This window comes from Comamonas sp. C24C (assembly GCF_053345995.1).
The window spans coordinates 10,968-36,292 of record NZ_JBKFBC010000012.1; the positions used below are offsets into that span (position 1 = coordinate 10,968).

The window sequence follows — 25,325 nt, forward strand, 5'->3', positions numbered from 1 at the left end:
GATACCCACCAGGGCGCTGGTGCCGGACTTGTTGGGAATGTCCATGCTCACGCGGTCATACATGGCCACGGCATAGACATCGGTGCGCTTGGACAGGAAATGGTCGTAGCCCAGGCTGACCGTGGTGCGTGTGCCGCTGACGTTGCCCACTTCCGACTTGGTGCGTGCAGCCGCTGCCTTGAAGGTACCAGGCGTGCCGCTGACGGGGATGTCCAGACCCAGCGAGTAGGTGGTGTTCTCACGATCCTGGGCGTTGATCTTGGCCTGGCCGTAAGTGGCATAGAGCTTGGCCACGCTGAAGTCGTAGCTGCCACCCACCATCCAGTTGCTCTTGGTCGGCATCACTGCCAGCGATACCGGGTTGTTGATCTGCGCACGCTCGTAGAACGCGGTCAGGCTCAGCGGTCCGCCCGAGTACATCAGGTTCAGGCCCACATTCTTCTTGCCCTTGTTGCCGCTGCTGGTCTGCTCGCCGAACTGGTAATGCACATTGGCCCTGAGACCGCCGAAACTGGGCGTGGAATACAGGATCTGGTTGCTCCAGCCGGTGTTGGAAGCCGTGGTCAGGCTGTCCGTTCCCCAGGCCGCAGTCGTCATATTGGCATGTAGCACCAGCGGCGAGACCGTGAAGGAGTCGCCAAACGGATTGGTCAGCACCGTGGGCAGAAAGTTAGGCGCCAGGCCACGGCCCAGGCTCACGCGGCCAAAGCTGCCAGCCAGACCCACATTGGCATCACGCGAGAAAAAGGGGTCGGCATCAAAGCGGCCGGGGGTGCCGGTATCGGCACGGAAAAAGCTCGTGATATTGAAGTCGGCCTTGAGGCCGCCGCCCAGATCCTCCACGCCCTTCACACCCCACCAGGAAGTGGTCAGACCGCCGGAGCCGACCGAGGCCACGCGCTGCTGGCCTGCCAGCTTCATGGAGCCGGCATAGCTGTCGATCGTGCCGGTGAGCTGCACGGAGCTCTGGGCCTGGGCCGACAGGCTGGCCGCAGCCAGGGCGATGGTGGTGAAGGTAGCGGCAAACGCTTTCATGGGTGGTTTCCTCTCTAAAAAAGTTTGAGACAAACCACCCATGCAAGAGTCAGGCCAGTTTTGTATACAAAACTAGGACTTCAAACGAAAGCTGTCGGCCAGCTTCAGCATCATGAACAGCCAGAGCGCGCCGCCCAGCGCAATCAGCAGGCCACCAACCAGACCGATATCCGTCATGCCCCATTGCTGGCTGACGATGCTGCCCAGCAGTGCGCCGCCACCAATACCGATATTGAAAATGCCCGAGAACATGGACATGGCCACATCGGTGGCATCGGGCGCCAGATTCAATACCTTGGACTGCATGGACAGCGCAAAGCAGATCATGGCAATGCCCCAGACCGAGCTTTGCAGATACAGGCTCCAGACATGCGTGCTGCTCATGACCAGCAGCAGCAGGCTCAGTGCCAGCACGCCTATGGACGCCAGCAAAAAGCCGCGCGGAAAGCGCATGCCGAACCAGCCGAACAGCACGCTGCCCACAATACCCATGCCGCCATACAGCAGCAGCACGGCCGTGGTCACATCGCCGGCGTGGCCGGCAATGTCCTGCACAAAGGGTTCGATGTAGCTGTAGGCGGTGAACTGACCGGTAATCACCACCACCAGCAGCACATAGATACCGACCAGGGCCGGGCGCCTGAACAGCATGGGCACACTGGACAGTGAACCGGCGTTCTCGCTGGGCAGCAGAGGCAAGAGCTTGCCCAGCACCAGCATCACCGCCGCTGCCACCCCACCGATGGCCAGAAACGTCATGCGCCAGCCCAGCCATTCACCCACGATGCGACCCAGCGGAATGCCCAGCACCATGGCCACGGAGGTGCCCGTGGCCAGCAGGCTCAGCGCCATGGCCTTCTTGCCCGGCGGCGCCACGCGCACGGCCAGCGAGGCCGTGATGGACCAGAACACCGCATGCGACAGCGCAATGCCGATGCGGCTGATGACCAAAGACGCATAGCTCCAGGCCACGCCCGAGAGCAGGTGGCTGAGCACAAACACCGCGAATACGCCCATCAGCAGCTTGCGCCGTTCCACCTTGCGCGTGAGCAGCATGAAGGGCAGCGAGGCCAGCGCGACCACCCAGGCATAGATGGTGAGCATCAGCCCCACCTGCTCCACCTGCATCTCGAAGCTGGCGCCAATGCTGCTGAGCAGACCGACGGGCACGAACTCGCTGGTGTTGAAGACAAAAGCGCCCAGCGCCAGCGCAATGACGCTGAGCCAGGCCTGGGCGGGGGATCGGGCAGGAGATATCGAGGTGGAGGTCGGAGAGGCTAAGGGCTCTGTCATGAATTTGCAGCTTGCTGCAACGCAGCATAAAGACCGAATTGTGCGCGCCCATGCGTCAAACGGGGCGCGCAGTCCGCTTATTCCGCAGCCATTGCAGGGACGAGGGCCTGCCTGCGCTTCTGAATGAGCCTGGCCAGCAGCACCAGAACCAGTGCAATATTGAAGGCCAGCACCAGCATCGCCTGCCAACTGCTGCGATGCAGCAGATGGAGCAGCTCAAACGGCAGGTACACGGTGCTGGCCAATACGCCGAACCACTCGCCCCAGGCCTTGTCCTGCCACAGACCCCAGGCCTCGATGAAGCGCACGGCTGCATAGAGACAGCCAAGCAGCACCAGCGTACTGACCGGCGTGACGTTGAGGGCATCCGCGGCCTGCAGCAGCAGGGCCGGATAGCGTTGCTGAGGCGACAGGCCCATATGGCCGATCAACTCCAGCACCAGCCGGTGGATATCATGGTGCAGCAGACTCAGCACGCCCCACAGCCCCAATAGCGCCGCCACGCCCTTGGTGGCCTCGAACACGGCCATGGCCTTGACCGCAGTGCGCAGTGACGACTGTGAACTCATGGGCGTTTCCGTCGCTGAAAGCACCACTATAGAAACAACTGCCGGATAGTGCTTGCGCTTAACTTATGCAGACACGCGCCGCCATCCGCGGCAGCTCAAGTGCCCCCCGGGGCGCTTGCGCCCCAGGTAAAGCTCAGGCCCAAGCTGCCGCAGAATCAATAGGCCACCGTGAAGCGCTCACGCACATGGAGGCCCTGCTCCAGTGCATCGATCAGCGCCACGGCCAGGTCTTGCACCGAAATATCGCCGGGCTGACCGTCAGCCTGCATCAACGGCTCGTCCTTGCCCGTGCGGTACTCGGCAGTGCGGCCCCTGGATTGCGCAGCCGAGCCGCTATGAAAGCCCACGGCCGGGCTCAGCATGGTCCAGTCCAGAGCGACTTCCTTCTGCAGCTCGGCGAACATGTCGCGCGCCGCCGAGGCGCCGGGCTTGATGAACGCCGGAAAGTCGGGCGAATCCACCAGTTGCTGGCCATTCACGTACAGGCTGCCGGCGCCGCCCACAACCAGATAGCGCTTGATGCCCGCAGCCTTGACACCTTGCACGATGGCACGCGAGCCCTGCATGAAATCGTCATAGATATTGGGGTTGTTCCAGCCCGCGTTATAGGCGCTGACCACCGCGTCGCAGCCGGTCACTGCGCGCTGCACCTCGTCGGCATTGAGCACATCGGCCTTGACGAACTGCACATGCTCGCGTGCGGCAGCAGCTTCGGGCTTGCGTACCAGGGCCACGACTTCATGACCGCGACGCAGCAGCTCATCCAGCAATCCGGCACCGACAAAACCCGTGGCGCCAATCAATGCAACTTTCATGGAGAAACTCCTTGTATCTTCAACAGGGCTAAAGATTAATCGGCATTAATCGCGAGAAAAACCCCCTTCAGCCACCATAACCTTGAAGCAGCACTTCAAAATAGCCGGATGGAAGATTTTAGACGCATGGCCATTTTTGCCGCCGTGGTGGAACGCGGCAGCATGAGCGCGGCCGCCCGTCAGCTCGACATGACGCCCTCGGCGGTCAGCCAGCACATCCGTCAGCTGGAGCAGGAGGCCGGCCTGACACTGCTGCACCGCTCCACGCGCCAACTCACGTTGACCGATGCCGGCCAGCGCTTCTACATCCAGTGTGCCGCCATGTGCGAAGCCGCCAGCCGGGCCCGCGCCGAGCTGGCCGCCGAGCATCAGCGCCCCAGCGGCGAGCTGCGTCTGGCCGCCCCGGCCGGCTTTACCCAACATGCTGCCCCGGCGCTGGGCAAGTGGCTGGCCATGCATCCTGAGTTGCGGCTGCGCCTGCTGATGGACGACGCCCCCATAGACCTGATCCAGGCTCGCGTGGATCTGGCGCTGCGCTTCGGCAATCTGCAGGACTCCAGCTGGGTGGCCCGCCATCTGGGACGCAGCGCCACCGTACTCTGCGCCTCGCCGCATTGGATCAAGGCCCACGGCAGCACGCCCCGACACCCCGGCGAGCTGGCGCAGCTGCCCTGGCTGGAGATGAGCCGCAGCGACGATGCCCAGGCCGACTTTCTCTGGCGGCACCAGGGTACGGCCCAGGAGTTCCGGCTGCAGGTGCGCCCGCTCATGGTCAGCAACCACCGCAGCGCCGTGCAGCAGTTCTGCGAAGCGGGTCTGGGTCTTGCCCTGCTTTCAGCCCATGACGTGGCAGCCAGTCTGGAGTCTGGCAGACTGGTGCGCCTGCTGCCCGACTGGAATATGGGCATGCTGGACATCTGGGCCGTCACCGCCAGCCGCGACACCCTGCCCGCCAAGGTGCGCGAGGCCATCGAGGTGCTGCGCGAGTATTTCGGTCAGCTCCAGGGCATGCAGAACTAGCGCAATCCTCAGGCATGCAAGGATCTGGTAGCCATCCAGGTCTGCCGCCCAGGCGCTGGATGCAAAAAAGCCTGCAAATGCGAGGCATCTGCAGGCTTTGCAAAACAGGCCACACCACATGGCCCTGCGCACTCAAACCATCATTTCAGATCGATAGGCGTCTTGTTGCCGTTCACATAGCGGCTCAGCGTATAGCTGGGGTTCTTCATTTCGCCGTTCTTCTCGAACTGGATCTTGGAGGTCACACCCGAGAAGTCGGACTTCTGCAGGAAGGGGATATAGACCTTGGGGTCCCAGGAGTTGGCACGCTTCATGGCGTCGGCCAGCAGCATGGTGCCGTCATAGAAATAGGGGCTGTAGACCTGGAACTGGCCCGGATACTTGGCGTCATAGCGCTTTTTCCACTCCGTGCCGCCAGGCATCTTGGCAATGGAGGCACCGCCGTCGGCGCAGACCACATTCTCCAGCGGCTTGGCGCCTGCAGCCACCTTGGCCAGCTCGGTCACGCAGATGCCGTCGCCGCCGAACATCTTGACGTCATTCATGCCCAGCTGGGCCATCTGGCGCAGCATGGGGCCGGCCTGACCGTACATGCCGCCGTAGAAGATGGCATCGGGCTTCTTGGCCTTGATGGAGGTCAGAATGGCCATGAAGTCCGTGGCCTTGTCGTTGGTGAACTCGTTGGCAACGATCTTGATGCCCTGCTTTTCGGCATCCTTCTTGAACACATTGGCCAGACCCTGACCATAGGCCGTGCGGTCGTCGATCACGGCCACGTTCTTGAGCTTGAGGTTCTTGGCCGCATAGGTGGCCAGTGCAGCACCCAGGGCGTTGTCATTGGCGATCACACGATAGGTGGTGTTCCAGCCGGGCTTGGTCAGGTCGGGGTTGGTCGCCGCGCCCGTGATCATGGGAATGCCGCAGTCCTGGAATACCTTGGACGACGGAATCGCCACGCCGGAGTTCACAAAGGCCACGGCACCAGCGACCTTGTCATCGCAGAGCTTCTGCGAAGCGGCCGTACCCTGCTTGGGATCGGCCACATCGTCTTCGGCCACCAACACGAACTTGACCTTCTTGCCGCCGATTTCCATGCCCTTGGCGTTCAGGTCCTCGATGGCCATGCGCACGCCGTTTTCATCGTCCTTGCCGAAGTGAGCCTGAGGGCCGGAGGTCGGGCCGATGTGGCCGATCTTGATGATCTGCTCCTGGGCCATCACCCCGCCTGCCATACCTGCTACGACTGTCGCGATACACAACTTGCCAAAATTCTTCATTGCGCACTCCACTCGGTTGAGACAAGACGCAACCTTATGCCCCACGGCAGGCAATTGGCAATGAGGCAATCACATAGGTGCAGGGAGTGCTACACCGGCACAACAATCAGTGTTTTCAGGGATCGGCAAGTGCGCCGGGCTGTGCTGGAAAAAGCCGCCGCCACCCATGCTCGCGAAATGGCAGCAGGACCCAAGAAGAACGCCCCAGACTGGGGCGTTCCTTTATCAACAACTGCCGCTCAGGCTGCCTTGGCCTGCAGGAATGCATCCACCTTGGCATGCTGGTCCAGCGTACTCAGGCAGGCATGGGCCACTTCCACGCCCTTCTTCACGAAGTGCTGGCGGAAGAACTCCACATGATCGCCATGTTCGTGGAAGTCGCGCGGCGTCAGCACGGCGGAGAACACGGGCACTTCGGAGTCCATCTGCACGCGCATCAGCCCGTCGATCACGGCCGTGGTCACGAATTCATGGCGATAGATACCGCCGTTGACGATCAGTGCAGTGGCGATCACTGCATCGAAACGACCGCTTTGTGCCAGCTTCTTGGCCAGCAGCGGGATTTCAAAGGCACCGGGCACGCTGAAATGCGTGATGTTGCCTGCCTGCACGCCTTGTGCCTGGAGCTCGGCCTGGGCGGCATCGCGGGCCTGGTAGACCACTTCGGTGTGCCAGCTGGCACTGATGATGGCAATGCGGCTGCGGCCGGCCACAGCCTTCCAGGGCGTACCGTCGGAAGTCGCGTGAGTGGCAAAGTTCATGGAGATGGGGGTCTGATTCATGGTGGTATTTCCAGAAAATTCCAATGAATCAGGGCGTGCGCAAGAACACCTGCCCATGCGGCAGCGACAGCTACACCACGGACCAATGCTGCGCGATCTCTTTCATCCGGACTATGACCGTCGGCTCTGGCATCTCACCAGATCTGCTGACCCTGCAGGCTCTGGCGAGACTGCAGGCGCTCGCGGGCTGCTGCAGTCAATGCAAGGCATTGCCGCAGATACCGCCGGTGGGGAATTGCACCCCGCCCTGAGAACGCTGCTTTGCAGTGAACCTGAATTCACCACAAGACGAAGTCATTCTAGCGAGGCTTTGGCTGCGCTTTTGACAAAAGGGTCACTATGGCGTCAATCTGAAAAATCAAGATAAAACTGCCTTCATCTCCCGTCCACAAAGCGAAGCAAGCTCTCATTTGATGAGCACTTAGCATCATGAAGTCAACCCGGAGCAGCCGCCGGACGTTGAGAGCACAAAGCCTTGTTTCCACCCCCACCTCCAACCGACCCGCCATGAAGTCATCCCTGCAGGCAATGATGTCCACCTCCACACGCTGGGCCAGCATGGGGGCTTTGGCGGTGCTTTGCACTGCCTGCGCGGTTCCCGGCGAGTACGACTCCGGCTATGGCGGCAGCTACGGTGGCAGCTACGGTGGCAGCTATGGCTCCACCACCATCTACAGCACCCAGCCTGCTTATCCAGCCTATCCCGCCTACCCGGTGTACCAGGGCCAGGACCGCAATGACTGGGCGTGGCGCGAACGTGAACGCCGTCAATGGGAGCGCCAGCGCGAGCTGGAACGCGATCGCGCCCAGAACATGCGCGATCGCGAGCAATGGCAGCGTCAGATGGAGCGCGACCGCGCTCAGCAACAGCGCGATCGGGATCAGCAGCGCCGCGACTGGGATCGTCAGCAATCCCAGAATCGCCGCGATCAAGACCAGATGCGCCGCCAGCAGGAGCGCGAGCAGCAACAGCAATCGCAGCAGCACGAGCGTGACCGCATGCAGGCCGAACGCGATCGCCAGCAACAGGCCCGCGACCGCCAACAGCAAGACCGCGAACGTGAGCGCGATCAGCGCCAGCAGCAACGCCAGCGCGAAGGCCAGCAGCAAGGCTTTCCTCCGCGCGGTGACTGGCGCTGACCCGATGCTGCGGCACGGCACCGCTTCTGCTTTTCTTGCCGCCACTTCATAATTTGCAGGCACTCAAACGCCTTTGAAGGAGCGGTCATGTCAGAGCCCCTATCTCCCACCGTCATCATGCGCAAGCTGCCGCTGGGCTTGCTGCTGGGCTGGGCGCTGATCGCAGGCACGGCCCAGGCTCAGGTCATGCGCTGTGTCGATGCCAAGACTGGCGAGGTGACCTATACCAACGGCCGCTGCATCTCGGGCGAAATGAGCACGCAGATTCAGGCGGCGCAAAGCGCCGAGGAAATTGCCTCCGAGCGTGCCAATGCCAGCCAGGCGCGGGAGCGCAGCAAGGCCCAGATGGCGCGCGACGATGCCCAGCGCCGTCAGCGCGAAGAGCAGGAACGCAAGGAGCGCGAAGCCGCCGAGAAAGCCCAGGCCCGGGCCGGTGCCAATCTCGAAAACACGGCAGCCTGCCGCCAGGCCCGCGAGCGCTACAACGCCATACTGGCCGAAGCGAGCCCCGATCCGGCCACCTGGGGAGAACGCAGCCAGGCGGCTCAGGCCCAAATGGAGATGAGCTGCCTGGGCGCAGCCGCCTACCAGCAGCTGCAGCAAAGCCGGGCGCTGCAGCCCAATGCCATCAACCGCCCACAGTGGGGCTATGGCTATCCCAACCGCTACCCGCCGGCACGTCCCACTCCATCGCAGCCACCCGCCAAGATCGTCAACTGCAATGTCTTCCGCTGCTATGACAACCGCGGCGGCGTTCATCCGATACCGTAATCCCCCTGAGGCGCTGTGAGCCCTCCCCCAGGGAGCGGCAGCTTCGCTGCGCGGCGGTGCTTGCTTGCTGCCCAATGCCTGACCGCGCCAATTTTGGACGGTCCTGCTCTTGGCCCTGCCTAGCCTTGCAGGCCTTCGGTCACTGTGGGATAGCGCAGCCTGAGTCTCAACTCGCGCTTGAGCCGTCGATTCGAAAGCCGCCGCGACTCGCTCATGAAGCTCAGCAGACTTGCAGGCAGTTCGGTCTGCGCCTGCTCGCGTGAAATGCGCGGCGGCCTGGCCAGGCCGTAGAGATCGGCCGCCAGATCGAAGTAATCCCCCATCTTCAACTGCGTGTCGTCGCTGGCGTGATAGATGCGCTGCGCCTTGCCGCGCCACAGCGCAAGCAGGCAGGCACGCGCCAGGTCATCGGCATGAATATGGTTGGTATAGACATCGTTATCGGGCTTCAGCACGGCAGTGCCACGCTGCAGCCGGGTGCGGGGCGTACCGCCCTCCCGATCCGGGGCATAGATGCCGGGAATGCGCAGCAGGCTGGCCCGCAGACCCGAGCGCCCTGCAAAGCGCACCGCGAGCTCGGCATTCACGCGACGCTGAGCTCTGGCAGTCGTCGGCGCGACGGATCGGGTTTCGCTCACCCACTGCCCCTGGCAATCGCCATAAACGCCCGAGGTCGATGCATAGACCAGGCTGCGCGGCAGGCTGCGCAGGCTCAGTGCCCGCAGCAGCGCCGTGGTGCGGGTGTCCAGCCACCAGCGTTCATCCCCGGCAACTGGAGCCGGAGGCGGCGCCAGGTGCAGCACACGCGTCGCGATACCTGCCAGTCTGCGCAGGCTGGCCGGATCATCCAGATCCCCCCACAAAGGCCTCACGGCCTGGGCATGCAGCAAACCGGCCCGCTCCGGATTGCGGCTCAAGGCCAGCACCTGGACTGCCTGCCTGCCGCGGCCCGAAGTGAGCAGCAATCGGGACACGCGCTGACCCACATCGCCGTGGCCGACGATCAATAGACGTTCACGACGAAAGCGCGCTGGCAGCGCGCCCAATGGGCTTTGGTTTGAGGGCAAAATCGGGACCTGGTGCGTACAAGTTCTAAGGAGCCGCTGGCGTTGCTGCGACAGCAGCAGCGCCGACAAAAAGGCTGCCGGATACGCCTTCAAGGATAACCAAAACGTCATGACCGAGATTGCCCACGCTTCGTTTGAAATTACCGTCCAGCCCAGCGGACGTGCTTTTGCCACTCAGGGCGCTGAAACCATTCTGGCTGCGGCGATTCGTACCGGCGTCGGCCTGCCCTACGGTTGCAAGGACGGTGCCTGCGGCTCCTGCAAGTGCAAGAAGCTCAGCGGCGAAGTCAGCCACGGCACGCACTCGGACAAGGCTTTGAGCGCCGAGGAGGAAGCCGGCGGCTATGTGCTGACCTGCTGCGCCACACCCCACAGCGATGTGGTGCTGGAGTCGCGCCAGGTCACGGATGCCAGTTCCTTCCCCATCAAGAAGATGCCCGTACGCGTGGCTGCGCTCGAAAAGAAGTCGCATGACGTGATGCAGGTGCGCCTGCAGTTGCCGGCCAGCGAGAAGTTCCAGTACCACGCAGGCCAGTATGTGGAGTTCATACTGCGTGACGGCGCCCGCCGAGCCTATTCCATGGCCACCGCACCTCATGTCCAGGAGACGGCGCCCGGCATCGAGTTGCATATCCGTCACATGCAGGGCGGCAAGTTCACCGATCATGTCTTCGGCGGCATGAAGGAAAAGGAAATCCTGCGTGTGGAGGGCCCGTTCGGCAGCTTCTTCCTGCGCGAGGACTCGGACAAGCCCATCATCCTGCTGGCCTCGGGCACGGGCTTTGCCCCTATCAAGGCACTGATCGAGCATATGCGCCACAAGGGTATCAACCGCCCCGTCGCGCTGTACTGGGGCGGCCGCCGCCCCTCCGATCTGTACGACGCCAGCTGGATTGCCGAGCACACGGCCGCCATGCCCCAGTTCAGGTATGTCCCCGTGATCTCCGACGCCCTGCCCGAGGATGCCTGGACAGGCCGCACCGGCTTTGTCCACCAGGCCGTGCTGGACGACTTTGCCGACCTGTCCGGCTACCAGGTCTATGCCTGCGGTGCTCCCATCGTCGTGGATTCGGCTCGCGCCGCTTATACCAGCGAACGGGCCCTGCCTGCCGAAGAGTTCTACGCCGACGCCTTCACCTCCGAAGCGGACAAATAAGAGCGCTGTTTTTCGCAAACCCCGATGCATTCCATGACGCATCAGGGTTTACGCGCAATTTTCTTGCACAAGTAACCGCCAGTTCCGGAGCCGATGCAATTTTTTGCACAATAGAGCTCTATGAACCGTAGAAACAGCCTTCTCTCGGTCATGGCGGCCGTTGCTGCCTTGGCCTCTCCCCTCTCCCAGGCCCAAGAACCCATCCGTCTGATCGTGCCCTATGCGCCCGGTGGTCCGCTGGACATCACCTCCCGCGCTCTGGCAGAGCGGGTGCGCGATTCTCTGGGCGTCGTCATCATCGACAACAAGGCCGGTGCCGGTGGCAATATCGGCGCCGATGCCATTGCCAAGGCCCAGCCCGACGGCCTGACCATAGGCCTGGCCGCCACGGCCACGCATGCCGTCAACCCCTGGCTCTATACCAAGATGCCCTATGACGCAGGCAAGGACTTTGCCGGCATCACCCAGATGGTGCGCGTGCCCAATGTGCTGGTGATGAATGCCGCCAAGGCCGAGCAGCTCAAGATCCATAGCGTGGCCGATCTGATCACCTACGCCAAGGGCCATCCCGGCAAGCTCAACTACGGCAGCGGCGGCAATGGCTCCGCAGGCCATCTGGCCGGCGAGATGCTCAAGCAAAAGGCCGGCATCTTCGCCCTGCACGTACCCTACCGTGGCGCCAACCCCGCCCAGCTGGCCCTGCTGTCTGGCGAGGTGGACTTCAATATCGACAACCTGGCTGCAGCCGCGCCCAATATCAAGAGCGGCAAGCTGGTGGCACTGGCAGTGACTTCGCTCAACGCCTCGCCGCTGCTGCCCGGCGTGCCCGCGCTGTCCAAGACCTACCCCGGCTTTGCCATCGACACCTGGTGGGGACTGGTGGCCCCGGCCGGCACCCCCAAGCCGGTGCTGGACAAGCTGAGCAAGGCCTTCAATGATGCCCTGCACGCACCGGAAACCAAGACCCGCTTCAACGCCCTGATGGCCGAACCCGTGGGCTCCACGCCTGCAGAATTCGACAAGTTCATGGCCGCCGAGCGCGCCAAGTACCAGCCCATCGTCAAGGCCTCCGGCGCCAAGGTCGACTGACGGGCCCTGGCACTGATAAAAAAGCCCGGCAGCCTGACGGCCCCGGGGCTTTTTTTGGTAGTTTCAGCCTCAATCGCTTGCCAGGCAAGCGCAAGAAGCTATCAAATCTGAACTACGCTGACTGCTCTATCCACCAGCCCTGACCCAGGCTGCGTTCTATGCCCTGATCTGCCACGGCCTGCAGCTGTTCGGCGCTCACGCAGCCGGGCGCAATTTCGGCCAGTGGCACCAGCACAAAGGCGCGCTGCCACATGCGCGGGTGGGGAAGAATCAGCTCGGGAGCCTGCGACTGCCTGTCGCCCCATAGCTCGATATCCAGATCCAGCGTGCGCGGTGCATTGCGGTAGGGGCGCTCGCGCCCGGCCTGCAGCTCGATCGCCTGCAGCGCGTGCAGCAGATTCAGCGGCTCCTGTTCGGTGCGCAGCAGCGCCACCGCATTCAGATAGTCAGGCCCGGAAGAATCAATGGGTTTGCTGCTGTAGAGCGAGGACACGGCCAGCAGCTCGGTCCGGGCCAGCCCGGCCATCGCCACCACGGCCCAGGACAGGGTCTGGCGCGCATCGCCCAGATTGGCCCCGAGACCGACGGCAACCGTATCGGTCGCCAGGGCAGGCGGTCTATTCATCGCCACCCGCGGCAGGAGCAGCGCCAGCGGATGGTTTGCGGCGACGGCGGCGGCGCTTTTTGGGCGCGGCGGCATCGCCTTCTGCGGCGACCTGATCCAGCGGGCTGTCCTGGTCGCCTTCGGCTTTTTTCTTCGCTACGCGATGCACCTTGGGAGTCGTTTGCTGCTGGGCGCGCTGGCGGGCACGCTGCTCGTCGCGGGCCTGGGCAATCAGGTCATCGCGCTGGGCATCATCGGCCTGCTGGAACTCCTGCCACCAGCTGGCCAGGCTTTCCTCAACCTCGCCGATATCGGCACGCAGGCGCATGAAGTCAAAACCGGCCCGGAAGCGCGGCTGCGCCACCATGGAGTGCGGGGTGGCGCCGGTGCGCTTGTCAAAGCGTGGCTGCATGACCCAGATCTCGCGCATATCGGCAGCCAGCTTGCCCCGGCCCGAGACATCGCCGATACGCTGATCGAACACCTCGTCGATCGACTCCTGCAGTGCAGGGAAAGGGTGATAGCTCTTGGCCAGACGCTTTTCCCAGCCCTGCTTGACGTCCTGCCACAGCACGCAGGCCAGCAAGAAGCTGGGCGCCACGGGCTTGCCTTCGGCCACGCGGCGGTCGGTATCCATCAGTGCGGCCTGCACGAAGGGATGGTCGGCGCGCTCCATGACCACGTCCAGCAGCGGATAGATGCCGCGCGACAGACCCAATTCCTTGAGCTGTGCCACCGAGGCCAGCGCGTGACCGGTCTGCAGCAGCTTGAGCATTTCGTCGAACAAACGACTTTGCGGCACTTCCTGCAGCAGCGGCTCGCACTCGACCAAAGGCTTGGCGGTCTTGGCTTCGAGCTTGAAGCCCTTGCTGCTGAGCTTGGCGGCAAAGCGCACGGCACGAATGATGCGTACCGGATCTTCACGGTAGCGCGTGGCCGGATCGCCGATCATGCGCAGCACCTTCTTCTTGGCATCCGCAATGCCGCCGTGATAGTCGACCACGATCTGTGTCTCGGGGTCGTAGTACATGGCGTTGATGGTGAAGTCGCGGCGCGTGGCGTCCTGGTCCTGCGGGCCCCAGACGTTGTCGCGCAGAACGCGGCCGCTGGCATCCACGGCATGTTTCAGCCCAGCCAGCTGATTCTTGCTGGTACGTTCATTTCCGCTGACCTGCTCGGCCGCACTGTTGTCCAGAAAGGCCCGGAAGGTGGACACTTCGATGACTTCGTTTTCACGGCCGCGGCCATAGACCACGTGCACGATCCGAAAGCGCTTGCCGATGATGAAGGCGCGGCGAAACAGGTTCTTGACCTGTTCGGGCGTGGCATCGGTGGCCACGTCGAAATCCTTAGGGCGCAGGCCCAGCAGCAGGTCGCGCACGGCGCCGCCGACGATATAGGCCTCGTGGCCAGAGCGCTTGAGCGTCTGCACCACGTCGATGGCGCGACGGTCCACCAGGTTCGGGTCTATGCCATGCACCTGAACCGGCACTTCCTCACGCTTGCCGAACTTGGGCTTACGCGAGCTGGGAGCTGCGGGCGCCTTGCCCAGCAGCTTGTCAATAATGGTCTTGATCATGGTGCTTCGCTAAATAGGTCCACGATGCGCCAGCCGCGTTCCTCGGCCAGGGCACGCAAGCGCGCATCGGGGTTGGTGGCCACCGGGTGATCCACTTTTTCAAGCAGCGGCACATCGTTCATGGAGTCGCTGTAGAAGGTCGCCTCGACGTCCTCCCAGCGCAGGCCGCGCTGGGTCAGCCATTCGGTCATGCGCACGACTTTGCCCTCGCGCATATTGGGAGTGCCGGCGATCTCGCCGGTGAACCAGCCGCTGCCATCACGCACCAGCTCGGTCGCCAGCAGATGATGTACGCCGAAGGCCTGGGCGATGGGACGCGTCACAAACTCGTTGGTGGCCGAGGTGATGACCACGGTATCGCCCGCATCCAGGTGCTGCTGCACCAACGCCAGGGCGGAAGGCTTCATGGCGGGGCGAATCACTTCGTCCATGAAACGCTGGTGCGCAGCCGTGGCCGCTGCCTCGCCACGCTGAACCACGGCAGCCGTGGCAAAGCGCACATAGTCGGGGATGTTGAGACGGCCGGCCAGATAGTCGTCAAAAAAGGCATCGTTCTGGCGCCCGAACTCCTCGCGGTCGCACCAGCCGATGGCGATGGAGAACTCGCCCCAGCCATGGTCGGAGTCCAGCGGCAGCAGCGTATGGTCCAGGTCAAACAGGGCCAGCCTGGGCTTGATAGCCAATTCAGAAGTCGACATTCAAATCCAACAAAAAATGCTGTGGCATGGCCAAAGCGGGGAGCGTGACCGGGGGCCTCACTCGGTTTCCAGCATGGTCTTGAGCAGCGGGATGGTGATGGCGCGCTTGTTGCGCAAGGCAAAACCGTCCAGCATGTCCAGCAGCTGCATCAGCGAGCCCAGATCGCGAGAAAAGCGTCTGAGCATGTAATCCATCACTTCGTCGCTCAGAAACACGCCACGGGCATCGGCTTCCTGACGCAGCACGGCACGCCGTGCCGACTCGTCGAGCAGATGCAGCTGATAGACATGACCCCAGCCAAGACGGGTGCGCAAGTCCTCACGCATCTTGAGATCGGCGACTGGCAGCTGGCCCGCAGCCAGCACCCAGCGCGGCAGGCCGGTGGCGGGACTGGTGGCATTCACAAACCAGTTGAAGGCACGCGCCTGCTGGAACGGTGTGTAGATATCCACATCGTCCATGAGCACGGCAGCCCAGCGCTCGTCGAACTCGGGCGGGAACGGCGTGGATGCATCCATCCAGCCCACCATCGCGCCTTGCTCGCGCAAAGCTTCTCGCACCGCCTTGAGCAAATGACTCTTGCCGGACCCGGCCTCTCCCCAGAGATAGGTGGGCACAGGCGTGCGCGACTGCTGCAGCTGACCATCGCCCACCCAGTGACGCAGATGATCGATCAGCGCAGCATTCGGGCCGACGAAGAAACGCGCAAGCGTCGGGCCGGGCGCCATGCTGATATCCAGAGCCAGCTGCTTCATCTGCGACATACGCGCAGCGCCCCCTTTCCTGGGCATTCAGCAGCCCATGCGGCGAAATCTGGCAGGAGATTCATCAGCATCAATGGTGGAAGATACAAAGGCCCGGACGCGCATTTAGATCAGGCCCTGCAATATGCCCTAGCGTGATCACTCGGTAACAAAAGCACCAATTTTAGTCTGCACTCGCAGCCCCCGAGCGGGTTCGGGCTGATTTTGCCTACTGCCGTTGTTGTAGTCAGACCATGAATGCTCCAGCAAAACCCTTTGACGCATGTCCGGCCGCCCCCGCTGCACGGGCAAGCGCCGTAGAATCCCGGGGTTTCCGCCCAGCAGGGCGCCCCCGCACCGGATCCATCGATGAGCTCTTCCGCACCCTCCTCTACTCCCATTTCCTACAAAGACGCCGGTGTTGACATCGACGCAGGCGACGCCCTGGTCGAACGCATCAAGCCCCTGGCCAAGAAAACCATGCGCGAAGGCGTGATGGCCGGCATCGGCGGCTTCGGCGCCCTGTTCGAGGTGCCCAAGCGCTACAAGGAACCCGTGCTGGTGTCCGGCACCGACGGCGTGGGCACCAAGCTCAAGCTGGCCTTCGAGTGGAATATGCACGACACCGTGGGCATCGACCTGGTGGCCATGAGCGTGAACGATGTGCTGGTGCAAGGTGCCGAGCCCCTGTTCTTCCTCGACTACTTCGCCTGCGGCAAGCTGCATGTGGACACGGCCGCTGCCGTGGTGGGCGGCATTGCCAAGGGCTGCGAGCTGTCCGGCTGCGCGCTGATCGGTGGTGAAACCGCCGAGATGCCCGGCATGTACCCCGATGGCGAATACGATCTGGCCGGCTTTGCCGTCGGCGCGGTCGAGAAGTCCAAGATCCTCAGCGGTCAGAACGTCAAGCCCGGCGACGTGGTGCTGGGCCTGGCTTCGCACGGCGTGCACTCCAACGGTTTCTCTCTGGTGCGCAAGTGCATCGAGCGCGCCGAAGCCCAGGGCAGCCTGCCCGAGACCCTGGACGGCAAGCCCTTCAAGGCCGCCATCATGGAGCCCACGCGCCTGTATGTGAAGAACGTGCTGGCCGCATTGGACAAGCACCCCATCAAGGCCTTGGCCCACATCACCGGTGGCGGCCTGCTGGAAAACATCCCCCGCGTGCTGCCCGAAGGCACGGCTGCCCATCTGAAGGCCGGCAGCTGGCCCCAGACCGAGCTGTTCGCCTGGCTGCAAAAGACTGCCGGCATTGACGATATCGAAATGAACCGCACGTTCAACAACGGTATCGGCATGGTGGTGGTGGTGGCAGCCGAAGACGCCGAAGCCACGGCAGCCACACTGGCCGAGCTGGGCGAGAAGGTCTACAACATCGGCGCCATCACGGAAATCGGCTCCGGCAAGCCCGTTGAAGTGCGCTAAACAGGTCTTCATCACAGCCCCTCTACCCCGAGCCTGAATGACGCAGCATTTGCCCGCCCCCATCACTACGCAACCGGGTGCCTCACCCAAGGTCATACTGGCCAGTTACATATTGATGGGAGCAGCGCTGCTGCTCGTCATGCATCAGGGGATTCTTCCCGGACTGCTGTGCGTATGCGTGGGTTTCATGCTGACCCGCGCCCTGTCTCGCCTGCTGTCCCGGCTCAATCCTCGCGCCTTTGCCCGCAATCAGCTGCCGCACTGGGCCCAGGTGGTGGCGACCACCGTCGTGATTCTGGCGCCCCTGGCCCTGCTCAGCGGCGCCCTCTCCCAGACCCGCACCTACATCACCGAGGCACCTGCCCAGTACAAGGAACTGCTGGACTACCTGGCGGCCACCGTGCTGGAGCTGCGAGAGAAACTGCCCTCGGACATTGCCGACCAGTTGCCTGACGGCGCCCAGGAAATTCAAAGCAAGCTGGCCGGCTATCTGGCCGCCAAGGCCGGCGTGCTGGCCACTGCAGGCCGCGCCTGGCTTACCGGCCTGCTCTACGCCTATGTCGGCCTGATCATCGGCGCTCTGGCCGCCGTGCGCCCCATCGCCACGCGCAACCCGCCGCTGGTGCAGGCCCTGCAGCAGCGCATCGGACACTTTGCCCTGGCCTTCAAGCAGATCGTGGCCGCCCAGTTCTGGATCGCCGCCTTCAACACCTTGCTGACCTCCATCTTCCTGCTGGCCATATTGCCGATCTGGAAGCTGCAGCTGCCCTACACCCCCGCGCTGATCACGCTGACTTTCATCGCCGGCCTGATCCCCATCGTCGGCAACCTGCTGTGCAACGCCGTACTGACGCTGGTCGGCCTGTCGGTGTCGCCCGTGGCCGCAGCCGCCTGCCTGGGTTTCCTGATCCTGATCCACAAGGCCGAATACGTGATCAACGCCAAGGTCGTGGGAACGCGCACACACATGGGCGTATGGGAGCTGCTGGCCGTGATGTTCGTGGCCGAGTCTGTCTTCGGCCCCGCCGGCCTGGTGGCAGCGCCGCTGTTTTATGCCTATCTCAAGAAAGAGCTGGAAGCCGCACAGCTGGTGTAGGCCGGCAGCTTTCAGCCCGCGCGGCGCAGCCGGGCGATGGTCTTGACGATGTAATCGGCCTCCTGCCCTTGCGCAGCGGGCGCATAGCGCTCCAGATCCGATAGCGCTCTTTCAACTACCCCCCATTGGGCATAGGCCATGCCTCGGTCCCGGTACAGCTCTTCGCGACCGGGCTGCAGCAAAATCAGGCGATTGAGCACGGCCACCAGCATGGGCCAGTCCCTCTGGACCTGATGAATCTCCTGCAGATTGCGCAGCATGCGCGCCACGACATCACGCGGATGGGCTGCCTGCAGATACAGACCCAACGGCGGCGCATCGTCGGGCGTTATGCCTGCCTGATCGAGAAACGGCTGCAGGCGCTCCGCCAGCGCACTTGCGGAATAGGAATCTCCCGTCAGCGGGTCCTGCACCACCTGGCCCTGCGGCAGCATGGCCTTGACCAGGAAATGCCCCGGAAAGCCTATGCCCTCCACCGTCAGACCGATGCTGGCAGCCAGTTCCAGCCAGATCAACGCCACGCTGATGGGAATGCCGCGCCGCGTCTGCAGCACATGGTGGATATAACTGTTGGCGGGGTCGTAGTAGTTGTTGAGATTGCCGGCAAAGCCCAGCTCGCCATAGAAGAACTTGTTGAGCGCACTGAGCTTGTGCAGGCCGTCTTCCTCACCAGCCAGACGCTGCACCAGACGCACCTGCAGCCTGTCCAGATCGGCCTGCACGGCCTGCAGGTCAAGATCAGGCTCGGCATCCTGGGCAATGCTGATGGCCGCCTCCATCAGGGCAAAGTTATCGTCGCTCTGCACCAGGGACGCAAAATACTGCAGGGCAGTGGGGTACTCGTCAATCGTCCAGCTCATAAACCGGTTTGTAAGCCGCCTTGGCAGGCCACGCAAGCGGAATGCCCTTGATACGCCTGTAAGAACTGCACTGGCAGCTCACTTTTTCAATAGCAGCACGAGCTCTAGCGGCGCAGCAACTGACGCAGATTCAGGCCTGACAACCTCAGCGCGCCGAAGTAGAGCACAGCGGCCCCGGCCATCATGGCGGCCAACAGACCTGCACGCAGCAAGCCATTGCTGCGCAGACCCACCCAGTCGAAGTGTTGACTGCCCCAGAGCAGCAGCACCGCCAGCAAGGCACTGGCAGCGATCACCTGCAGGATGAACTTCAGCCACCCCGGTCCGGGCTTGTAGGTGCCGCGACGCAGGAGGCCGATGAGCAGCCAGGTTGCATTGACCAGCGCAGCCAGGCCGATGGACAGGGCCAGCCCCGTGTGCTTGAGCCAGGGCACCAGCACCAGATTGAGCAACTGCGTAATGACCAGCACCACGATCGCGATCTTCACGGGTGTGCGGATGTCCTGGCTGGCGTAATAGCCGGGCGCCAGCACCTTGATGGCCACCAGGCCCAGCAGGCCGGCGCCGTAGCCCATCAGCGCCAGGGCGATCTGCCCCACATCGCTGTCATGCAGGGCGCCACGATGGAACAGCGTGGCCACCAGCGGCGTGGCAAAGGTCAGCAGGCCCACGGCGCAGGGCACGGCCAGCAGCACCACCAGTCGCAGCCCCCAGTCCAGCATATTGGAGTAGCGCTCGCCGTCACCGGCCGCCTTGGCGGAAGCCAGCTGCGGCGTCAGCACCACGCCCAAAGCCACGCCCAGCAGGGACGTGGGAAACTCCATCAGACGGTCGGCATAGAACAGCCAGGTCACGCTGCCGGGTGCCATATAGGAAGCGATCTGGGTGTTGATCATCAATGAAACCTGTGCCACGCCAACCCCCAGCAGCGCCGGCCCCATCAGCGCCAGGATACGGCGCACGCCTGCTTCGTCCCAGGCTGCGCGAATGGCTGCAGGCGAAAAGCCGATCCGGGGCATCAGCCCCATGGAGCGCAGCGCAGGAATCTGCACCGCCAGCTGCAGCACGCCGCCCAGCATCACGCCGCCGGCCATGGCGTAGATGGGCTCTATGCCCTGCTTTTCGAACCAGGGAGCTCCCAGCAGAGCCGTCACGATCATGCTGAGATTGAGCAGCACCGGCGTGGCGGCCGATACCGCGAACTTCTTCCAAGTATTGAGAATGCCTGCCGACAACGCCACCAGCGACATGAAGCCGATATAGGGGAACATCCAGCGCGTCATCACCACGGCGGCGTGATAGCCGTCGGGTGACTGGCGCATGCCGCTGGCCAGCAACCAGACCAGCAGCGGAGCGCCGATCACGCCCAGCACGCAGACCACCAGCAGCGCCCAGAACAGCAGGGTTGCGACATGACTGATCAGGTGGCGCGTGGCCTCCTCGCCATCCCGGGTCTTGCTTGCGGCCAACACCGGCACAAAGGCCTGACTGAAAGCGCCCTCGGCGAACAGACGGCGAAAGAGATTGGGAATTCTGAAGGCGACATTGAAGGCATCGGTCAGCGCATTGGCGCCGAACATGGAGGCCATGAGCAGATCGCGTACCAGCCCCGAAATACGGGAGGCCAGCGTCAGAAGAGATACGGTGGAGGCGGCTTTGAACAGTGACACGCAGCGAAGTGTATGCGTTCATGCCAAGCGCTGCAGGCTGATTTGCGGCGCTTTTCACTCTGTAGCAATCCAGCGATCTCAAACCAGACACGGCCCAACACAGAGACATCGAGCAAGGGCCGCCCCGCCGCGAGGATGTCGCCCCCCCTTAAAGGGGGAAGCGACAAAGCCGCACAGGGGGTGATACAATCCATGGTTTTGCTGACATCATCCTCAGACACACAAGGAAATAAATCATGGCAACTAAAGCCAAAAAGAACCCCCGCCTGGCTTCTGGCCGCAAGCGCGCCCGCCAGAACGTCAAGCTGAACGCTGCGAACACTTCGCTGCGTTCCAAGTACCGTACTGCTGTCAAGAATGTCGAGAAGGCTGTTGTGGCCGGCGACAAGACCAAGGCAGCTGAACTGTTTGCCAAGGCTCAGTCCGTGATCGACGCGATCGCCGACAAGGGCATCTTCCACAAGAACAAGGCAGCTCGCGATAAGAGCCGCCTGTCCGCCAAGGTCAAGACCCTGGCTCTGGCTGCTTAATACCAGCCTCCCTCAAGCACGGATGACTTCGGTCATCTGCCGTTTGTAACGGGTGCGCTGTCAGCAAAAACATCAAAACCGCCTTAGGGCGGTTTTTTTGTTGTCCGCGCTCGACATGATCAGCGCATGCGCACACCGCCTCTCCTTTAGCACAAAGCGCCCTAATACGAATTGATTAGCGTCAGATTTTGACTTCCCTAGGACAATCCCCAGGTCGGGGAGTCTCATGTCTTTTATAGGACTTGCCCCGTATCTTCGCAAAAAGCCTGCTGCCTGCCCGCAGGCTTTTTTGATACTCAAGTCTAGAAAAAGTCATGAAAAAGTCGATCAAAGCAGGACTGGGAGCCGTCGCGGCCCTGGTCCTGGCCGCGCTATTGTTTTTATTTTGGCCAATATTTCCTCGCTCCGTCCCCAAGGCCGAGAACGAGCAGCCCGTTGATGTGGTGATGGTGGGCGCCGGTGTGATGAGCACGACGCTGGCCACCTACCTGCAGGAGCTGCAGCCCGACTGGAAGATCGAGGTCTTCGAGCGCCTGGACGGCGTGGCCCTGGAAAGCTCCAACGGCTGGAACAACGCCGGCACCGGCCACTCGGGCTTTGCCGAACTCAACTACACGCCCCAGTTGCCCGATGGCAGCGTGGAAACCAAGCGTGCCGTGGGCATTGCCGAGCAGTTCGAGGTCACACGCCAGTTCTGGGCCCACCAGGTCGGCCGCGGCCACCTGCAGTCGCCCGAGACTTTCGTGAACGCCACGCCTCATATGAGCTTCGTCTGGGGTGATGACAACATCGCCTTCCTCAAGAAGCGCCAGCAGGCCCTGGTCCAGAACCCTCTGTTCTACGGCATGGAGTACTCCGAAGACCAGGCACAGATCAAGAAGTGGGCCCCGCTGATGATCGAAGGCCGTGATCCGGCCCAGAAGATCGCCGCCACCTACATGCCTCTGGGCACCGACGTGAACCATGGCGTCTGGACCGAGCAGTTGATGGCCTCGCTCCAGAAGGGCCCCAACTTCCAGCTGCACCTGCAAAGCGAAGTCACGGCCCTGCGCCAGAACGCCGACAAGACCTGGAACGTGACCGTGGCCGATCTGGCCAAGGGCGGCCAGGAAAAGACTGTCAAGGCCAAGTTCGTCTTCGTCGGTGCCGGCGGTGCCGCACTCAAGCTGCTGCAGGCCTCGGGCATCCCCGAATCCAAGAACTACGCCGGCTTCCCCGTGGGCGGCCAGTTCCTGGCCATCGAGAACCCCGAGCTGGCCAAGCGCCACGACGTCAAGGCCTACGGCATTGCCTCCACCGGCTCGCCTCCCATGTCCGTGCCCCATCTGGACGCCCGCCAGCTCGACGGCAAGCCCGTGGTGCTGTTCGGCCCCTTTGCACTGGCCACCACCAAGTTCCTCAAGAACGGCTCCTGGTGGGACCTGTTCTCCTCGGTCACCCATGACAATCTGATGGGCATGCTGCGCGTGGGCATCCACAACCTGGACCTGGTCCAGTACCTGATGCAGCAGGCCGAGCTGACCGACGCAGACCGTCAGGCCGTACTGGCCCAGTACTTCCCCGAAGCCAAGCGCGAGGACTGGAAGCTGGTCACCGCCGGCCAGCGTGTGCAGATCATCAAGCGCGATCCCGAAAAGGGTGCTGTGCTGCAGTTCGGCACCGAAATCGTGGGCTCCGAAGACGGCAGCATTGCCGCCCTGCTGGGCGCCTCGCCCGGTGCCTCGACCGCTCCCCACATCATGCTGAACCTGCTCAAGAAGTCCTTCCCCGAGCAGATGGCCAGCGCCGAGTGGAAGAGCCACATCCAGCAGATCGTGCCCTCCTACGGCCGCAAGATCAATGAGGATGCCGCCTATACCAACGAGATCCGCCGCATGACCAGCTCGGCCCTGAAGCTGCCCTATGTGGATGTTCCTGCCGATCTGGGCAAGAAGGCCGAAGCGGCTCCCGCGCCTGCCGCAGCTCCTCAGAACCCCACCCAGCTGAACAAGGAAATGCAGGCGCTCTAAGCCTGGCTCTCCCCGCACCGGCCCGCCGGTGCCCGCCCCGCCGGCCTGTGCCGCGCGGGGTTTTTTCTTGCAGAGTCCCTCCGCTTGGTGCTCTGCAGCTTCCTTCACCCCATGCACCAGCCACTGACTCACGCACCGATAGGCCGCGCCCTGCTGCGTTTTTCCCTGCCTCTGTGGGGCGGCTATGTGCTGCAGTCGCTCAATACCTCGGTCAATGCCTTCTGGATCGGACGCCATCTGGGCGAGAGCGCACTGTCTGCGGCCGTGCATGCCAACAATCTACTGTTCGCACTGATCGCTCTGGTCTTCGGTATCAGCCAGGCCGCCAATCTGCTGGTGGCTCAGGCCGTGGGCGCGGGCCGCTGGGCCCTGGCCCGCCGCATCACGGGCACCAGTGCCAGCCTGTTTCTGGGCATGTCCCTGCTGATGGCCGCCCTGGGCTGGCCGCTGGCCGCTCCCATGCTGGGCGCCATGGGGGCCGCGCCAGCCACCGCCGCGCTGGCCGTGGACTATCTGAGAGTGCTCTTTCTCGCGCTGCCGCCCATGCTGCTGCTGATCTTCGTGGCCGCCGTGCTGCGCGGCACGGGCGACAGTCGCACGCCTTTCGTGGCCCTGCTGGGCGTGGCCCTGGGCGATGCCCTTCTCAACCCCTTGTTCATCTTCGGCGCCGGCCCCCTGCCAGGCCTTGGCATGGCGGGCTCGGCACTGGCCACCCTGGTGGCCAACAGCCTGGGTCTTGCGGGCCTGCTGGCCTGGCTGCGCTGGCAACGCCTGCCACTATGGATAGGCTGGCGCCAGCGCCGTCATTGGCGGCCTGTGCCTGAGCTGCTGCGCTGCCTGGTCATCAAGGGCCTGCCCATGGGCCTGCAGATGCTGGTGGTCTCGCTCTCACTGGTGCTGATGCTGGCCCTGATCAACACCCATGGCCCCCAGGTTTCGGCCGCCTACGGCGCGGCCCTGCAGCTATGGGCTTATGTGCAGATGCCGGCCATTGCGGTGGCCTCGGCCTGCACCACCATCGCCGCCCAGAACGTGGGCGCCGGCCACTGGCCGCGTGTGGCGCGCACGGCGCGTGCCGGCGTGGCCTGCCACCTGCTGCTGACCGGCGCCTGCGTGGCCCTGGTGCTGGCCTGCGACCGCTCCGTGCTGGCCCTGTTTCTGCCCGAGGGCAGCACGGCCCTTGAGCCCGCGCGCCACCTCAACCGCATCGTGCTGGGCTCGTTCGTGCTGCTCGGCGTGAGCAGCGTGCTGGCCGGCGTGGTGCGTTCCACGGGGGCAGTGCTGGCTCCTCTGGTCATCCTGGCCCTGGCGCTGTGGGGCCTTCGCCTGCCTCTGGCCTGGGGGTTACAGCCTCTGTGGGGGCAGGATGCGCTGTGGTGGAGCTTCCCTCTCAGCGCGCTGGCATCCATGCTGCTGTCCATCGCCTACTACCGCTGGGGCCCATGGCGCCGGTCACGGCTGCTGGACGACACGACAGCGCAGAACTAGCCCCGCCCGCAGCACACAGATACAAAAAAAGCTTCCCGTGGAAGCCTTTGTCGTTTGCGTGGCGCCCCTTGGCACCTGAAAAATCACTTCTTGCCGGCTGGCAGCTTGTCAGGCAGCAGGCAGGCCTCGGCCACTTGCAGATCGTTGTCCTTGGCGAAATTCAGGCAGAAGTCCCAGGCCATGGGTTCGTAGTCGCGCAGATCCCGGTTGATGACCACGCATTTGGTGCCGTTCATCACCGTGGGCACGCACCAAGGAGAGTAGCTCAGATGGCTTCCGGCGCAGGCACCACCAGGGCGAAACTGACTCATGACACCGGCCAAGCGCTCGGCCCAGTCGCTGGGTCGAAAGGTTTTTCCGGCATGGGTCATACCCATGATGAACAGTTCTTTGCTGGAAGGGGTAACCATCAAATATTCGCCAAAAAGATCCGGCAACCAGGCGGGATCCCCGCCAACATGCCTAAACGAGCATTCTAACTCTTGTATAAGAGCCATGCTGTCAACCCCACAATGGCGTAGGTTGATTGCATGGCAGCGATGCGCAATCCGCAATGTTGGGGTTATCCGGGCACTCTAGAATCAAAGCTCTCATTTTTCAGGTGCCGCCGT

Annotated in this window: 24 protein-coding genes and 1 riboswitch; of the genes, 10 read left to right on the forward strand and 14 right to left on the reverse strand. The window is 63.1% G+C overall.

Annotated elements, in window-relative coordinates:
• The 4 genes from ACLBXN_RS19805 to ACLBXN_RS19820 all read right to left on the reverse strand — a co-directional run.
• Positions 1–1,035 (reverse strand): porin (locus ACLBXN_RS19805; RefSeq protein ID WP_447613283.1); only part of this gene is annotated, 1,035 nt, incomplete at its 3' end.
• A gap of 72 nt (positions 1,036–1,107) precedes the next feature.
• Entirely contained in the window at positions 1,108–2,328 is a 1,221-nt protein-coding gene (locus ACLBXN_RS19810; protein ID WP_447613284.1) for a sugar transporter, read from the reverse strand.
• A gap of 77 nt (positions 2,329–2,405) precedes the next feature.
• Positions 2,406–2,897, reverse strand: coding sequence for a DUF2127 domain-containing protein (locus tag ACLBXN_RS19815; protein WP_343678899.1), 492 nt, complete (start codon positions 2,895–2,897; stop codon positions 2,406–2,408).
• A gap of 155 nt (positions 2,898–3,052) precedes the next feature.
• Positions 3,053–3,712, reverse strand: coding sequence for an NAD(P)-dependent oxidoreductase (locus ACLBXN_RS19820; RefSeq protein ID WP_343678900.1), 660 nt, complete (start codon positions 3,710–3,712; stop codon positions 3,053–3,055).
• Between the two features lie 108 nt (positions 3,713–3,820).
• On the opposite strand from ACLBXN_RS19820, the gene ACLBXN_RS19825 reads away from it, so the two are divergent.
• Positions 3,821–4,732, forward strand: coding sequence for a LysR family transcriptional regulator (locus ACLBXN_RS19825; RefSeq protein ID WP_447613285.1), 912 nt, complete (start codon positions 3,821–3,823; stop codon positions 4,730–4,732).
• A gap of 140 nt (positions 4,733–4,872) precedes the next feature.
• Here ACLBXN_RS19825 and ACLBXN_RS19830 read toward each other — a convergent pair whose 3' ends face one another.
• Together ACLBXN_RS19830 and ACLBXN_RS19835 are read right to left on the reverse strand one after the other, a co-directional pair.
• Complete coding sequence (locus tag ACLBXN_RS19830) at positions 4,873–6,009, reverse strand: branched-chain amino acid ABC transporter substrate-binding protein (RefSeq protein WP_003052646.1); 1,137 nt, start codon at positions 6,007–6,009, stop codon at positions 4,873–4,875.
• A gap of 239 nt (positions 6,010–6,248) precedes the next feature.
• On the reverse strand, positions 6,249–6,791 hold the full coding sequence (locus tag ACLBXN_RS19835; RefSeq protein WP_043006880.1) for a 6,7-dimethyl-8-ribityllumazine synthase: 543 nt from the start codon (positions 6,789–6,791) through the stop codon (positions 6,249–6,251).
• 90 nt (positions 6,792–6,881) lie between these two features.
• Positions 6,882–7,050, reverse strand: a riboswitch (FMN riboswitch).
• A gap of 248 nt (positions 7,051–7,298) precedes the next feature.
• Between ACLBXN_RS19835 and ACLBXN_RS19840 the strand changes: the two genes are divergently transcribed.
• Positions 7,299–7,931 (forward strand): hypothetical protein, encoded by a 633-nt coding sequence (locus ACLBXN_RS19840; protein ID WP_447613286.1) that lies wholly within the window; start codon positions 7,299–7,301, stop codon positions 7,929–7,931.
• An 87-nt stretch (positions 7,932–8,018) separates the two neighbouring features.
• Positions 8,019–8,702 carry a DUF4124 domain-containing protein gene (locus ACLBXN_RS19845; RefSeq protein WP_447613287.1) on the forward strand — a complete coding sequence of 228 codons (684 nt, stop codon included), beginning with the start codon at positions 8,019–8,021 and terminating at the stop codon, positions 8,700–8,702.
• A 119-nt stretch (positions 8,703–8,821) separates the two neighbouring features.
• Here the strand turns inward: ACLBXN_RS19845 and ACLBXN_RS19850 are convergent, their stop codons facing one another.
• On the reverse strand, positions 8,822–9,709 hold the full coding sequence (locus tag ACLBXN_RS19850) for an NAD-dependent epimerase/dehydratase family protein (protein WP_447613384.1): 888 nt from the start codon (positions 9,707–9,709) through the stop codon (positions 8,822–8,824).
• Positions 9,710–9,878: 169 nt separating this feature from the next.
• On the opposite strand from ACLBXN_RS19850, the gene ACLBXN_RS19855 reads away from it, so the two are divergent.
• Entirely contained in the window at positions 9,879–10,925 is a 1,047-nt protein-coding gene (locus ACLBXN_RS19855; protein ID WP_447613289.1) for a CDP-6-deoxy-delta-3,4-glucoseen reductase, read from the forward strand.
• A 120-nt stretch (positions 10,926–11,045) separates the two neighbouring features.
• Positions 11,046–12,014, forward strand: coding sequence for a Bug family tripartite tricarboxylate transporter substrate binding protein (locus ACLBXN_RS19860; protein ID WP_003052626.1), 969 nt, complete (start codon positions 11,046–11,048; stop codon positions 12,012–12,014).
• A 112-nt stretch (positions 12,015–12,126) separates the two neighbouring features.
• Here the strand turns inward: ACLBXN_RS19860 and folK are convergent, their stop codons facing one another.
• Genes folK through hda form a run of 4 tightly spaced genes read right to left on the reverse strand, consistent with a single transcriptional unit; the run spans position 12,127 to position 15,651 of the window.
• Positions 12,127–12,639 (reverse strand): 2-amino-4-hydroxy-6-hydroxymethyldihydropteridine diphosphokinase, encoded by a 513-nt coding sequence (folK, locus tag ACLBXN_RS19865; protein ID WP_447613290.1) that lies wholly within the window; start codon positions 12,637–12,639, stop codon positions 12,127–12,129.
• Positions 12,632–14,197 carry a polynucleotide adenylyltransferase PcnB gene (pcnB, locus tag ACLBXN_RS19870; RefSeq protein ID WP_447613291.1) on the reverse strand — a complete coding sequence of 522 codons (1,566 nt, stop codon included), beginning with the start codon at positions 14,195–14,197 and terminating at the stop codon, positions 12,632–12,634. Before pcnB ends, folK begins: the two co-directional genes overlap by 8 nt.
• Positions 14,194–14,895, reverse strand: a complete 702-nt coding sequence (locus ACLBXN_RS19875) for an HAD family hydrolase (RefSeq protein WP_447613292.1) — start codon at positions 14,893–14,895, stop codon at positions 14,194–14,196. Before ACLBXN_RS19875 ends, pcnB begins: the two co-directional genes overlap by 4 nt.
• Before the next feature lie 57 nt (positions 14,896–14,952).
• Entirely contained in the window at positions 14,953–15,651 is a 699-nt protein-coding gene (gene hda, locus ACLBXN_RS19880) for a DnaA regulatory inactivator Hda (RefSeq protein WP_003070849.1), read from the reverse strand.
• Between the two features lie 357 nt (positions 15,652–16,008).
• Here hda and purM point away from each other — a divergent pair, with 357 nt between their 5' ends.
• Both purM and ACLBXN_RS19890 read left to right on the forward strand, forming a co-directional pair.
• A complete protein-coding gene (purM, locus tag ACLBXN_RS19885; RefSeq protein WP_003052609.1) occupies positions 16,009–17,061 on the forward strand; it encodes a phosphoribosylformylglycinamidine cyclo-ligase in 1,053 nt (350 codons plus the stop codon).
• A gap of 37 nt (positions 17,062–17,098) precedes the next feature.
• Positions 17,099–18,157 carry an AI-2E family transporter gene (locus ACLBXN_RS19890; protein WP_447613293.1) on the forward strand — a complete coding sequence of 353 codons (1,059 nt, stop codon included), beginning with the start codon at positions 17,099–17,101 and terminating at the stop codon, positions 18,155–18,157.
• Between the two features lie 11 nt (positions 18,158–18,168).
• On the opposite strand, the gene ACLBXN_RS19895 is transcribed toward ACLBXN_RS19890, so the two are convergent.
• Positions 18,169–19,017: a SirB1 family protein gene (locus tag ACLBXN_RS19895; protein WP_447613294.1), complete on the reverse strand. Its 849-nt coding sequence runs from the start codon at positions 19,015–19,017 to the stop codon at positions 18,169–18,171.
• Positions 19,018–19,121: 104 nt separating this feature from the next.
• Entirely contained in the window at positions 19,122–20,687 is a 1,566-nt protein-coding gene (gene murJ / locus ACLBXN_RS19900) for a murein biosynthesis integral membrane protein MurJ (protein ID WP_447613295.1), read from the reverse strand.
• Between the two features lie 236 nt (positions 20,688–20,923).
• On the opposite strand from murJ, the gene rpsT reads away from it, so the two are divergent.
• The 3 genes from rpsT (at position 20,924) to ACLBXN_RS19915 (ending at position 24,714) form a co-directional block, all read left to right on the forward strand.
• On the forward strand, positions 20,924–21,217 hold the full coding sequence (gene rpsT / locus ACLBXN_RS19905) for a 30S ribosomal protein S20 (protein WP_003052598.1): 294 nt from the start codon (positions 20,924–20,926) through the stop codon (positions 21,215–21,217).
• A gap of 314 nt (positions 21,218–21,531) precedes the next feature.
• Complete coding sequence (gene mqo, locus ACLBXN_RS19910; RefSeq protein WP_407713960.1) at positions 21,532–23,226, forward strand: malate dehydrogenase (quinone); 1,695 nt, start codon at positions 21,532–21,534, stop codon at positions 23,224–23,226.
• Positions 23,227–23,337: 111 nt separating this feature from the next.
• On the forward strand, positions 23,338–24,714 hold the full coding sequence (locus ACLBXN_RS19915) for an MATE family efflux transporter (protein ID WP_447613296.1): 1,377 nt from the start codon (positions 23,338–23,340) through the stop codon (positions 24,712–24,714).
• A gap of 83 nt (positions 24,715–24,797) precedes the next feature.
• On the opposite strand, the gene ACLBXN_RS19920 is transcribed toward ACLBXN_RS19915, so the two are convergent.
• A complete protein-coding gene (locus ACLBXN_RS19920; protein WP_003052588.1) occupies positions 24,798–25,124 on the reverse strand; it encodes a DUF3579 domain-containing protein in 327 nt (108 codons plus the stop codon).
• Between the last annotated feature and the right edge of the window lie 201 nt (positions 25,125–25,325).